This is a genomic window from Arthrobacter sp. P2b, from assembly GCF_900168295.1.
Classification (GTDB): Bacteria; Actinomycetota; Actinomycetes; order Actinomycetales; family Micrococcaceae; genus Arthrobacter.
Window position 1 is genome coordinate 54,242 of record NZ_FVZL01000007.1, and the last position, 12,395, is coordinate 66,636.

12 protein-coding genes are annotated in these 12,395 nt (G+C 66.7%); 5 read left to right on the forward strand and 7 right to left on the reverse strand.

The annotated features are described in order from the left end of the window. Positions 1 to 101: 101 nt before the first annotated feature. The 7 genes from B5520_RS12970 to B5520_RS13000 all read right to left on the reverse strand — a co-directional run bounded on the left by B5520_RS12970 (position 102) and on the right by B5520_RS13000 (position 7,815). A complete protein-coding gene (locus B5520_RS12970) occupies positions 102 to 1,562 on the reverse strand; it encodes an amino acid permease (protein ID WP_079597485.1) in 1,461 nt (486 codons plus the stop codon). Positions 1,563 to 1,736: 174 nt separating this feature from the next. Then, on the reverse strand, positions 1,737 to 2,081 hold the full coding sequence (locus B5520_RS12975) for a Rieske (2Fe-2S) protein (RefSeq protein WP_254865565.1): 345 nt from the start codon (positions 2,079 to 2,081) through the stop codon (positions 1,737 to 1,739). Continuing rightward, positions 2,078 to 4,594, reverse strand: coding sequence for a nitrite reductase large subunit NirB (nirB, locus tag B5520_RS12980; protein WP_079597486.1), 2,517 nt, complete (start codon positions 4,592 to 4,594; stop codon positions 2,078 to 2,080). The genes B5520_RS12975 and nirB overlap by 4 nt, the downstream gene beginning before the upstream one ends. Then, positions 4,594 to 4,941 (reverse strand): molybdopterin oxidoreductase, encoded by a 348-nt coding sequence (locus B5520_RS12985; protein ID WP_079597487.1) that lies wholly within the window; start codon positions 4,939 to 4,941, stop codon positions 4,594 to 4,596. The genes nirB and B5520_RS12985 overlap by 1 nt, the downstream gene beginning before the upstream one ends. 209 nt (positions 4,942 to 5,150) lie before the next feature. Continuing rightward, positions 5,151 to 6,014: a metal ABC transporter permease gene (locus B5520_RS12990; RefSeq protein ID WP_079597488.1), complete on the reverse strand. Its 864-nt coding sequence runs from the start codon at positions 6,012 to 6,014 to the stop codon at positions 5,151 to 5,153. Next, a complete protein-coding gene (locus tag B5520_RS12995) occupies positions 6,014 to 6,844 on the reverse strand; it encodes a metal ABC transporter ATP-binding protein (RefSeq protein ID WP_254865566.1) in 831 nt (276 codons plus the stop codon). The genes B5520_RS12990 and B5520_RS12995 overlap by 1 nt, the downstream gene beginning before the upstream one ends. Further along, positions 6,841 to 7,815: a metal ABC transporter substrate-binding protein gene (locus B5520_RS13000; RefSeq protein ID WP_217700330.1), complete on the reverse strand. Its 975-nt coding sequence runs from the start codon at positions 7,813 to 7,815 to the stop codon at positions 6,841 to 6,843. The genes B5520_RS12995 and B5520_RS13000 overlap by 4 nt, the downstream gene beginning before the upstream one ends. Before the next feature lie 163 nt (positions 7,816 to 7,978). On the opposite strand from B5520_RS13000, the gene B5520_RS13005 reads away from it, so the two are divergent. The 5 genes from B5520_RS13005 to B5520_RS13025 all read left to right on the forward strand — a co-directional run bounded on the left by B5520_RS13005 (position 7,979) and on the right by B5520_RS13025 (position 12,382). Continuing rightward, positions 7,979 to 8,740, forward strand: a complete 762-nt coding sequence (locus B5520_RS13005; RefSeq protein ID WP_079597490.1) for a CPBP family intramembrane glutamic endopeptidase — start codon at positions 7,979 to 7,981, stop codon at positions 8,738 to 8,740. Positions 8,741 to 8,813: 73 nt separating this feature from the next. Further along, positions 8,814 to 9,254, forward strand: coding sequence for a VOC family protein (locus tag B5520_RS13010; protein ID WP_079597491.1), 441 nt, complete (start codon positions 8,814 to 8,816; stop codon positions 9,252 to 9,254). A gap of 22 nt (positions 9,255 to 9,276) precedes the next feature. Next, a complete protein-coding gene (locus B5520_RS13015; RefSeq protein ID WP_079597492.1) occupies positions 9,277 to 10,230 on the forward strand; it encodes a 1,4-dihydroxy-2-naphthoyl-CoA synthase in 954 nt (317 codons plus the stop codon). Positions 10,231 to 10,243: 13 nt separating this feature from the next. After that, on the forward strand, positions 10,244 to 11,425 hold the full coding sequence (locus B5520_RS13020) for an AMP-binding protein (RefSeq protein WP_079597493.1): 1,182 nt from the start codon (positions 10,244 to 10,246) through the stop codon (positions 11,423 to 11,425). A gap of 75 nt (positions 11,426 to 11,500) precedes the next feature. After that, a complete protein-coding gene (locus tag B5520_RS13025; RefSeq protein WP_079597494.1) occupies positions 11,501 to 12,382 on the forward strand; it encodes a 1,4-dihydroxy-2-naphthoate polyprenyltransferase in 882 nt (293 codons plus the stop codon). Positions 12,383 to 12,395 lie beyond the last annotated feature (13 nt).

The window sequence follows — 12,395 nt, forward strand, 5'->3', positions numbered from 1 at the left end:
TGCCCCGGCGGGCCGCTGCGCACCACCGCTGAATGCAAGGAAACGCCAACGGCGGGCCACCCCCTCGAGGGTGACCCGCCGCCGTCGTACTGGCAAGGAGCCTAGCTGTACAGCACGTTCTTGGGCTCGTTGTTCTTGACCTTCTGCCAGCCCAGCCACAGGACCACAGCGAAGAACGGGATGGTGGCCAGGGTCCACAGGCCCAGGTAGAACACCTCACCGCTCTTGCTGGTCATGGTGTCGAAACCGATGAGCACGGTGATGGCCAGCAGCCCGATCAGTCCCGCCCAGCTGGTCCACGGCGAACCGGGCATCGGCAGGCTGGAGGTGACGCCCTTGCGGTGGCGCAGCGCGATCTGGCTGGCGAAGATGGCACCCCAGGTGAAGATCACGCCGATGGAGGCCGTGTTGAGCGCCAGGTCGAACGCGTGGGAGCCGCCCAGCCAGATGTTGAGCAGGATGCCCACCAGGTAGAAGGCTGCGATGGCGAGGATGGCCGCGTACGGGACGTGCCGCTTGGACATCCGGGTGAGCCACTGGGGTGCGTGGCCGTTGTTGGCCATGGTGCGGAACACGCGGCCGATCGAGTACAGGCCCGAGTTGCAGGAGGACAGGGCTGCGGTGATAACGATCATGTTCATCACGTCGCCCACCCAGGCCAGGCCCATCTGGCCGAAGACCGTGACGAACGGCGAGGTTCCCGCCACGTACTGGTCGGACGGCAGCAGCATGGCCAGCAGGGTGACCGAACCAACGTAGAACACCACGATGCGGAGGACGACGGCGCGGATCGCCTTGGGCACTTCGCGTTCCGGGTTCTGCATCTCGCCGGCGGTGATGCCCACCAGTTCGATGCCGTTGTAGGCGAAGATCACGGCGTTGAGGACCAGGACCATCACCAGGGCACCCTTGGGGAACATGCCACCTTCCGCGGCGAACAGGTTCGCCACCGATGCGTTGCCGTCGCCCACCTGGGCGTTGGTGATGACCATGAACGTGCCCACGGCCAGGAAGATGAGGATGGCGCCCACCTTGAGGCAGGAGGCCCAGAATTCGAATTCACCGAATGCCTTGACGCTCAGCAGGTTCACTGCCACCAGGAGCGCCAGCGCTGCGATGGCGGAGGCTTCCACCGGGACGTTGGGGAAGAAGAACTGGAAGTACAGGCCGATCGCGATGAGTTCGGCGATGCCGGTCATGCCCCAGTTAATGAAGTACATCCAGCCGGACAGGAACGCACCCTTCTTGCCGAACATTTCGCCTGCGTAGCTGACGAAGGAGCCGGAGGTCTGGCGGTACATGATGAGCTCGCCCAGGGCCCGCATGAGGAGGTAGGCGATGACGCCGGCAATGGCGTAGGAGAAAATCAGGGCCGGGCCGGTGGAGGCAAGGCGGCCGCCGGCACCCATGAAGAGGCCGACGCCGATGGCGCCACCCATGGCGATCATGGTGACATGGCGCCTGCCCAGCGTCTTGCTGTAGCCCTCGGCGCTGAGGGAGGAGTCGACGGCGCTGGATGGTGCCGTGCTGTTCTGGAGATCTGTGGGGGTACTTTGAGGCACAACGGTTCCTTGTGGGTTGGGGGTTGGCCGCATCCGGGATACGAATGATTTAGCTCACAAAATTCGGTCTTTTACTTCTTGAGCAACCGTTTGTGAGCGTAATTCTCCGTACAGCCGAAGCTTCGCGCGGCTCGTCCATCCTACAAGACGTGAGGGGGTGCTACGTGACGTGCACTACACGGCCCCCGTCTCCAGCACCAGATTCTGCTCGCCATCCAGGCTCACGCGGTAGGTGGCCAGCGGTTCCGTCCCGGTGGTTGAGCACCCGCTGAGGAGGTCGAAGGCGTGCTGGTGCAGCGGGCAGATCACCACCTGCTGGTCGATGGTGCCGTCCGCGAGTGGTCCCCCGCGGTGCGGGCAGACCGCAGACACTGCCCGCAGGGACCCGTCCCGCAGCCGGAAGACGGCCACCTGTTTCCCGTTGACGGCGAAGGCCCGCCCCTCCCCCGGCGGGATCTGGTCAGCCGGGCCCAGGTTGTGCGACCGGACGCTGCCCATGCCGCTCATCATTCCGCTCATCGGACCGGCACCTGCGGCAGGACCGTCAGCGGCAGCGAGGTGCGGAACTGGCCGGGCGTCAGCGGGTCATCGCGCTCCCGCCACGGGTCCACGTAGCCGTCCACGGAGGCCTGCATGGCGGCGTCCAGTCCGGCTGCACGGCCTTCCGCATCCTCCACGATCACGGCGCGAAGGTGCTCGATGCCCACCCGCGGCACAAACGCGTACGTCCGCTCCAGCCAGTTGGCGCGCTCGCGGTAGTACTGCATGAACCGGCCGGTAAGGACCTGGACCTCTTCGGGGCTGTCCACGGTGGCCAGCAGGTCACCCTTGCGGATGTGGGCTCCGGCCGCTCCCCCTACATAGATTTCCCAGCGGCCGCCCTCCACGGCCACAACGCCCACGTCCTTGACCAGGGATTCGGCGCAGTTCCGCGGGCAGCCGGACACCGCCAGCTTCAGTTTGGCCGGTGACTCGAGGCCCTGGAAACGGGACTCGATGTCGATGCCGAGCTTTGTGGAATCCCCTGTGCCGTAACGGCAGAAGTCCTGGCCCACGCAGGTTTTGACGGTGCGGAAGCTCTTGCCGTACGCGTAGCCGGAGGGCATGTCCAGGTCCGCCCACACCTGCGGCAGGTCTTCCTTCCGGATCCCCAGCAGGTCAATCCGCTGCCCGCCGGTCAGCTTGATCAGCGGAACCTTGTGCTTCTCGGCCACGTCAGCAATCCGGCGGAGCTGCTGGACGCTCGTCACTCCGCCCTTCATCTGCGGCACCACGGAGAACGTGCCGTCACGCTGGATGTTGGCGTGAACCCGGTCGTTGATGAACCGGGCGTCGCGTTCGTCGATGTACTGGTCCGCGAGCATCATCTTCAGCAGGGACGCCAGCCCCATCTTGGACTTGGCGTCCTCGGCGCTGCCGGGACCCAGCGCCTGGAACACCTGGGAGACCGACCGGAGCCCGCGTTTCCGGATCTCGGCCATCAGGGCCGGCTTGTCCAGCGGGATACCCGGGACGTAGTAGCTGGCGGCCGGGTCTTCCTCCACTGCTCCGCCGGCCGCCCATTCCACCACCTGCTGCACCAGCAGCTTGCAGGACCCGCAGCCCTTCCCGGCACGGGTGGCGTCCATGGCTCCGGCCACGGTGGTGCACCCGCCCCGTACGGCTCCGGCTAGCGCCTTCTTACTGACGCCGTTGCAGTTGCAGACCTGGGCGTCGTCGTCGAGCTCTGCCACTCCCACGTCGTCCCCGGGGGTGCCGAGATCGAACATCAGGCTGAGCCGTTCCTCCGGCAGCGGCAGCCCCCGGTCGAAGGCCTGGGTCAGGTAGGCCACCTTGCGGCTGTCGCCCAGGAGCGTGGCGCCCACCATTTTGTTGTCGCGGACCACGATGGATTTGAAGACGCCGCGGCTGGGCTCGGAGAAAACGATGTGTTCGTCGGTGTCCAGTTCGGGCCCGTGCAGGCCCATGGAGGCCACTTCCACGCCGGCGACCTTCAGCTTGGTGGCTGTCCGGGAGCCGAGGTAGGCGGCACTGGTGTCGGCGCCGGTGACGTGGTTTGCCAGCACCACGGCCTGTTCCCAGAGCGGGGCCACCAGCCCGTACACCTCGCCCCGGTGCTGGACGCACTCCCCCACCGCGTAGATGTCGTCCTCGTCCTGGACCCGGAGCTGGTCGTCCACCACGATGGCGCGTTCCACGGGCAGGCCGCTGAGCACCGCCAGGTCCACGTTGGGGCGGATTCCGGCGGCCACCACCACCATGTCGCAGCTGATGTCGGGCTTGTCCCGGAGGCGGACCCCGGTCACCCTGTCGGTTCCCAGCACGGCCGTGGTGCGGCTGCCCGTGTGCACCCCGATCCCAAGTGCCTCCACGCTCCTGCGGAGCACCGCGCCGCCGTCGGGCCCCATCTGCGCACTCATCAGGTGGCCGCCGGAATGGATCACCTCCACCTCGATCCCGTGGCTGCGGAGGCCGTACGCGGCCTCAAGCCCCAGCAGTCCGCCGCCGATCACCACGGCCCGGCGGTGGTGGTCCTCCTTCGCGTGGGCCACCATTTTCCGGGTGTCGTCGATGGTGCGGAACCCGAACACCCCGGGTTTCACTGATCCGGCGGGCGTGTGCAGCCCGTCCATGGGCGGCATGTGCGAGCGGCTGCCCGTGGCGATGATGAGGGTGTCGTATGGCGTCACGCGGCCGTCGCTGGAAAAGACGTGCTTGGTAAAGCGGTCGATCCGCTCCACCCGCACCCCGGCGTGCAGGTCGATGCCGTTGTCCCGGTACCAGGGAAGGGAGTTGAGGAAAATGTCGGCGTCGGACTCCTCTCCGGAGAGGACGTGGCTGAGCATGATCCGGTTGTAGTTTCCGTAGGGCTCGTCGCCGAACATGGTGATGCTGAACTGATCCGCGCCGCCCCGGGCCAGGATCTCCTCCACCGTCCGGGCTCCTGCCATCCCGTTGCCGATGACCACGAGGCGCCGGCGCGGGTCCCTGCCGGTTTTCCGGGCCCGGGGCGTGTCCAGGACGCTGGTCATCAGTGTTCCACCATGCCCAGGTCGATCACCACGGAACCATGGACACCTTCCGGCGCCGCCACATACAGCTCGATGACGGAGCCGCCCTCGATGTCCTCCACCACCCGGAGCGGAACGTGCACCTCGCTCTTGGCGCCGATGGGAAAGTACCGCATGGGGACGCCGTTGCGCAGGAGCACCACGGCGATCAGCTCGGCGCTGGAGTTGCCGCCGCGGAAGTAGAGCGTCTGGTTGATGACGCCGTCCGGGACGTAGTGCGAGAGCTCACTGTGGATGGGCACGGGCTTTTCCATCCCCACGCCCTGGAAATGGTAGATGCCCTGCAGGAAAAGGTTCTTGGTGAGCACGGGGCGGGGTCCTTTCGGCCGGCAAACAACTGGCACAGCCCATCCTGCGCCGCCGATGTTTCCGCCCGCCGGTTCCCCGGTAAAGATCCCTTAACGCAAACCTCACCGATTTTCGGGGGTGGCCGCTTAGACGGTTCCCTGCAAGGTCGACGGCGGGCAAAATCGAGTGCCCAGGGAACCGTCGAATCGGCTGCTAATAAACTGGCCTGCTAAGCCGCTGCGACAGTCCGTCTACGCCGGGCCTTGGCCATGCGGGTCCCGATCAGGCCCTGCCGGGGGCTGAACAGGTAGACCAGCGCGAACACCACTCCCTGCGTCAGCACCACCATGGCGCCCGACGCCGTGTCCAGGTAGTAGCTGATGTAGATGCCGGCGATGGAGCACACGGCCGACACCGTGGGGGCGATGACCAGCATCCGGGAGAACCGGTCCGTCAGCAGGTAGGCCGTGGCACCGGGAATGATGAGCATGGCCACCACCAGCACCACGCCCACGGTCTGCAGCGCCACCACCGATGTAAGGGCGAGCAGGCCAAGCAGCAGAGCCCCGAGCCGTTTCGGCGACAGCCCGATGGCGTGCGCGTGCGTGGGGTCGAAGGCGTAGAGGGTGAGGTCCCGCCGCTTCAGGATCAGGATGGCGAACGCCACCACACCCAGGACCAGCACCTGGATGAGGTCCGGGACGCTGACGCCCAGCAGGTTTCCGAAGATGATGTGGTTGAGGTCCGTCTGGCTGGGCGTGACCGAGATCAGCACCAGGCCGAGCGCGAACAGCGAGGAGAACACGATGCCGATGGCGGCGTCCTCCTTGACCCTGCTGGTGTTCCGGACCACCCCGATCAGGGTCACCGCAACCAGGGCAAACACCAGGGCCCCCAGGGCGAACGGGGCGCCCACGATGTACGCCAGTACGACGCCGGGAAGCACCGCGTGCGAGACGGCGTCACCCATGAGGGACCAGCCGATCAGGACGAGCCAGCAGCTGAGCACGGCACAGACGACGGCGGCGAGCGCGGTGGTGACGATGGCGCGCACCATGAAGTCGTAGGTCAGGGGCTCGAAGAGGAGTTCCATCAGACGGCCTGCCTTCCGCCGTTGGCGGGCTGGCCGTCGCGGGGCTGGCCGTCGCGGGTTTGGGTGCCGGGATGAGGTTTCGTTTCGCTGCTTGCGGTGTCCCGGTTCAGCACGTCCAGGCCGAAGGCCATCGCCAGGTTTTCCGGCTGCAGCACCAGTTCCGGGGGCCCGTGCATCAGGACCTTGTGCATCAGGAGGACGGCTTCGTCACAGAGCTGCGGCAAGGCGTGCAGGTCGTGGGTGGAGACCAGGATGGTGCAGCCGTCTCCCGCGAGCTCACGGAGGAGCCGGGTGATGGTGGCTTCGGATCTTTTGTCCACGCCTGCGAAGGGTTCGTCCAGGAGCATGGTGGTGGCTCCCTGGGCGATTCCCCGGGCTACGAAGGCGCGCTTCTTCTGGCCGCCGGACAGCTGGCCGATCTGCCGCCCGGCATAACTTCCGAGCTCCACCCGGTCCAGTGCTTCGTCCACGGCTGCGCGGTCCGCCTTGGAGGCGCGGCGGGTGAAGCCCTGGTGGCCGTACCTGCCCATCATCACCACGTCGCGGACGGAGAGCGGGAACTGCCAGTCCACGTCCTCGCTCTGCGGCACATAGCCGATCCCGCCTTCCCTGCGCGTCCGCGAAGGTGACTGTCCATTGATGCGGACGGTGCCGGCGTCGGGCTTGATCATTCCCATGATCACCTTGAACAGGGTGGACTTGCCGGAGCCGTTCATGCCCACCAGCCCGCAGATCCGCGCCGGATCCAGGGACAGGGACGCCGCATCAAGGGCCAGGACCTCGCCGTAGTGGACGGTGACGTTGTCCACCAGGATGGCGGGGGTGGTCATGACCCCGCTCCGGTCAGCGCCTTGGTGATGACCTCCGCGTCGTGGCGGATCAGGTCCAAATAGGTGGGAACCGGACCGTCGGCTTCGGAGAGCGAATCGACGTAAAGCGTGCCGCCGAATTTGGTGCCGGTGGCGCCCACCACCTGCTGCATGGGGGCGTCGGAGACGGTGGATTCGCAGAAGACGGCAGGCACGTTGTTCGCCTTGACGTATTCGATGGCCCGGGTGATCTGCTGCGGCGTGGCCTGCTGCTCGGCATTAACTGCCCAGATGTAGAGCTCGTTCAGCCCGGCGTCGCGGGCCAGGTAGGAGAAGGCCCCTTCGCAGGTGACCAGGGCGCGCTGGTTTTCCGGAACACCGGCAAGGCTGGACGTCATCTGGTCCTGCACAGCCTGCAGCTCGGCCTTGTAGGCCTCACCGTTGGCCTTGAAGGTTTCGGCATTGTCCGGATCCAGGTCTGAGAATGCCTTCACCATGTTGTCCACGTACACCTTGACGTTCAGCGGCGACATCCAGGCGTGCGGGTTGGGTCTGCCTTGGTAGGCGTCCTCGCTGATGGACATGGGCTCCACGCCCTCGCTGACCACTGCGTGGGGCACATCCAGGCCCTCCACGAACTGGCCAAACCACGCTTCCAGGTTCAGGCCGTTGTCCAGGATCAGGTCCGCCTTGGACGCCTTCCGGATGTCTCCCGGAGTCGGCTCGTAGCCGTGGATCTCGGCGCCGGCCTTGGTGATGGACTCCACGGTGAGCTTGTCCCCCGCAACGTTCCGGGCGACGTCGGCCAAAACCGTGAAGGTGGTCAGGACTACCTTCTTGCCATCGTCGCCGTTGCCCTCAGCCCCGCCTCCGCAGGCGGTCAGGAGGAGGGAAAGCACGACGGCGGCAACGGCTGCGGCGCGGAAGCGCACCGTCCGCGCGGCGCTGGTCCGGGCGGCTACTTTGGCGCACCGAAACATAGATTTAGGCATACCGAATATTCTAGGCGAAGCACGTTTTCTTGACCAACGTTCCCCGGAACACCCGGCGCCATCCCGCCTCGCGACGCACCCGCCCAACTAGGTCGCGCTAACTGTCGTTATGAGGCCCCATAACGACAGTTAGCGCTACCTGGTTGGGAGGCTAGGCTGAAGTATGGCCACCGTCCACCGCGTACCGCCCGCACCGCAGCCACAGCTGTACCGCTTCTCGCCCCTGGATTTCGCCACGCTGGCGATGTACGTGGCGATCGCCGGGTTCTTCACCGTGGCCGGGAACCTCCTGGCACCCTTCCTGCGGCAGGTGGCCCCGAGTCCGGCGGCTGCGTCCTACGCCGTGAACCTGCTCTTCTACGGTTCGGTGGGCATCCTGGCGCTGCTCGCCGCGCGCCGGGTCGTGGCGCGCGACCTGAAGGTCCTCGCCACCCGGCCGTGGTTCACGCTGATGATGGTGCCCGCAGCAGTGGTGGCCATGCTGATCCTGACGGCGATCGTGGTGGCGATTGGCGGCGAGGTGCAGACGTCGGAAAACCAGGCCGGACTGCAGCAACTGATGCAGCAGGTCCCCGCCTGGCTGATGGTGCCGGTGGTGGTGGTGGTTGGCCCATTCGTGGAGGAGTACATCTTCCGGCACCTGCTGATCGGCAAGCTCAGCCGGCGCGTCAACATCTGGGTGTGCTGTGCCCTGTCCGTCGTCCTGTTCGCAAGCATCCACATCGCGGGACAGGAAGCCATCACGCTCACCGCCCTGCTGCCGTACCTTGCCATGGGTGCAACCCTGGTGTTCGTCTATGTCTGGACCGGCAGGAACCTGATGTTCTCCTACTTCGTCCACGCCGCCAAGAACCTGCTGGCCGTCGTCTTCATCTATGCCATCCCGCCGGAACTCTTCGAGCAGATCCAGCAAGTGCCTGCCTAAGCACCCAACGCGGGGTCAGGCACGTTTCCTCAAGCATCTATCGCCGGGGCACCTGCCGCCGTACCTTGGGTGGATGGGACTGAACATCCAGATTGTCATCGACTGCCAGAAGCCGCACGAGCTTGCCGACTGGTGGGCCGAAACCCTGCAGTGGTCGGTGGAGCCGCAGGACGCCACATTTATCCGGTCCATGATCGACCAGGGCTTCGCCACCGAGGACCAGACCATGACGCACCGCGGAAACCTGGTGTGGCGGGACGGTGCCGCTATCCGGCCGCCCGAGGAAATCGAGGCGAAAGCCCCGGCACGGCGCCTCCTGTTCCAGACCGGTGAGGACGAAAAGGTGGTCAAGAACCGGGTGCACTGGGACGTGAACCTCGCCGGCCGGGACAAGGACGAGGTGCGCAGCGAGCTGGAAGCGAGGGGCGCCTCCTTCCTGTGGACGGCCAACCAGGGCCCGCATTCCTGGCACACCATGGCCGACCCCGAGGGGAACGAGTTCTGCATCAGCTGAGCCCGATTACTAGACTTGGACGGTGAGCAACCAAATCCCCGCCCCGGTGTCCGACGTCTTCGATCCCACCCGCTGGCGGGTGGTGTCCGGGTTCGAGGACTTCCAGGACATGACCTACCACCGCCAGGTGGAGCGCGACGCCGACGGCACCTGGGTGCGTGACCTGCCCACCGTGCGGATCGCGTTCAACCGGCCCGAGGTCCGCAACGCGTTCCGGCCCGGCACGGTGGATGAGCTCTACCGGGCCATGGACCACGCCCGCATGACCCCGGACGTTGCCACCGTGCTGCTCACCGGCAACGGCCCCTCCCCCAAGGACGGCGGCCACTCGTTCTGCTCCGGCGGCGACCAGCGGATCCGGGGCCGGGACGGCTACCGCTATGCCGACGGCGAGACGCAGGAGACCATCGACCCCGCCCGCGCCGGCCGGCTCCACATCCTGGAAGTCCAGCGGCTCATGCGCACCATGCCCAAGGTGGTCATCGCCGTCGTCAACGGCTGGGCTGCCGGCGGCGGCCACTCCCTGCACGTGGTCTCCGACCTCACCATCGCCTCCCGCCAGCACGGCAAGTTCAAGCAGACGGACGCCACGGTGGGAAGTTTCGACGCCGGCTACGGCTCGGCGCTGCTGGCCCGGCAGATCGGGCAGAAGTCCGCCCGGGAGATCTTCTTCCTGGCCCGCGAATATTCCGCGGAGGACATGGTCCGGATGGGCGCGGTCAACGAGGCCGTGGACCATGAGCGCCTTGAGGAGGTTGCCCTGGAGTACGCCGCCGATATCGCCCGGCAGTCGCCCCAGGCCATCCGGATGCTGAAGTTCGCCTTCAACCTTGCCGACGACGGGCTGGCCGGCCAGCAGGTGTTCGCCGGCGAGGCCACCCGGCTGGCGTACATGACCGACGAGGCGGTGGAGGGCAAGGAAGCCTTCCTGCAAAAACGCGACCCCGACTGGTCCAGCTTCCCGCACTACTTCTAAGGCAGGAACGGCATTGAATAGCGGCCCCCTCAACATCGAACCGGCCCTGAAAGCCCTCGCGGCCGCCCTCCACGGCGAGGGCCCCGCCGTCGAACTCTCCATCGGCGCGGACGGCGCCCTGGTGGTGGGCCACATCGAAACGCCCGGCTGCGATGACGCCGTGGCCGTGGTCCGCACCTCCGGTTCCACCGGATCGCCCAAGGCTACCGTCCTGACCGTGGAGTCGCTGGCCGCATCCTCCATGGCCACGGCGCTGGCGCTCAAGGGCGAAGGGCAGTGGCTGCTGGCGTTGCCCGTGCAGTACGTCGCCGGGATCCAGGTACTTGTCCGCTCCCTGTTCGCCGGCACCCGCCCCTGGGTCATGGACATGTCCGGCGGGTTCACCCCCGAGGCCTTCACGGCCGCGGCGCTGGAACTGACGGACAAAATCCGCTTCACCTCCCTGGTCCCCACCCAGCTGCAGCGGCTCCTCGACGACCCTTCCCCGGAGACGCTGGCTGTGCTCCGCCGCTTCAACGCCGTCCTGCTGGGCGGCGCGCCGGCACCGGAATCCCTGCTGGCGGCAGCCCGGGAGGCCGGCGTGCGCGTGGTCACCACCTACGGTTCCGCCGAATCCTCCGGCGGCTGCGTCTACAACGGCTACCCGCTGGAGGGAGTCTCGGTCCGCGTGGACGGGGACGGCAGGATCCTGCTGGGCGGCGACACCATCGCCGCCGGCTACCTGGAAGCCCCGGACCAGGAATCCGGCACCTTCTTCGAGGAGGACGGCGTCCGCTGGTACCGCACCAGCGATCTGGGCAGCATCGACGACGACGGCCGCCTGAACGTGCTGGGCAGGCTGGACGACGTGATCATCACCGGCGGCGTGAAGGTTTCCGCCGCCCACATCCAGGAAGAGCTGGAAAAGTCCGACGCCGTCGCCGCGGCTTTCGTGGCAGGGGTGCCTTCCGCAGAGTGGGGCCAGGCCGTGGCGGCCTACGTGGCGCTGGCGGGCGAAGCCACCGCACAGGCCGGCGGCAGTCCGGAGGCAAGCGGGGACCACGCCGTCGTGCTTGAACAGGAGTGGCGGCGCACGTTGGGGATCCTGGCCCCCAAAACCGTCCTGGCCGCGTCCTCGCTGCGGATGCTGCCCAACGGCAAACCCGACCGGCTGGCCATGACCGCCGAACTCAGCGCCCTGCACCAGGGAAAGTAGAGTGGACGTGCACCATTGCGGCGGGAACGTGCTTTTCGCCCCGCCGAACTCCCGAACCAACATGAGGTACTGACCGTGGCCACAGCCGCACAATGGATCCAAGGCGCACGACTCCGAACACTGCCGGCTGCGATTGCGCCGGTGCTGATCGGCTCTGCCGCCGCCTACGAGATGGATTCGTTCCTTCTGTTCAACGCCATCCTGGCAGCGCTGGTGGCCCTCCTGCTCCAGGTGGGCGTGAACTTCGCCAACGACTACTCGGACGGCATCCGCGGGACGGACGACGACCGCGTGGGGCCGCTGCGCCTCGTCGGTTCGGGGGCGGCCAAACCGGAGCACGTCAAAAGGGCCGCGTTCGGCACGTTCGCCGCGGCCATGGTGTTCGGGCTGGTCCTGGTGGTCATCACCCAGAGCTGGTGGCTGATCCTGGTGGGCCTGGGCTGCGTCATGGCGGCCTGGGGCTACACCGGCGGCAAGAACCCGTACGGCTACATGGGCCTGGGCGACGTTTTCGTGTTCGTGTTCTTCGGCCTGGTGGCCACCCTGGGCACCACCTACACCCAGGCGGGACAGATCAACCTGCCCGCCATCATCGGCGCCATCGGCACCGGGCTGATCGCCACCGCCCTGCTCATGGCCAACAACGTGCGGGACATTCCCACGGACATGCAGGTGGGCAAGAAGACGCTGGCGGTACGGCTGGGCGACAAGCACGCACGGGAGAGCTATGTGCTGATGCTGGCCCTGGCCATCCTGCTGGTCATAATCCTGGCTCCGGGCCGGCCGTGGATGCTGATCGTGCTGCTGCTGATTCCGGCCTGCCTGATGCCTTCGTGGCTGATGATCAACGGCCGCAAGCGCAAGAGCCTCATCCCGGTGCTCAAGCAGACCGGCCTGATCAACCTCGGCTACAGCGTGCTGTTCTCACTGGGCCTGGTGCTCGGCCACGGGTTCTAGGGCTTTGCGTTAG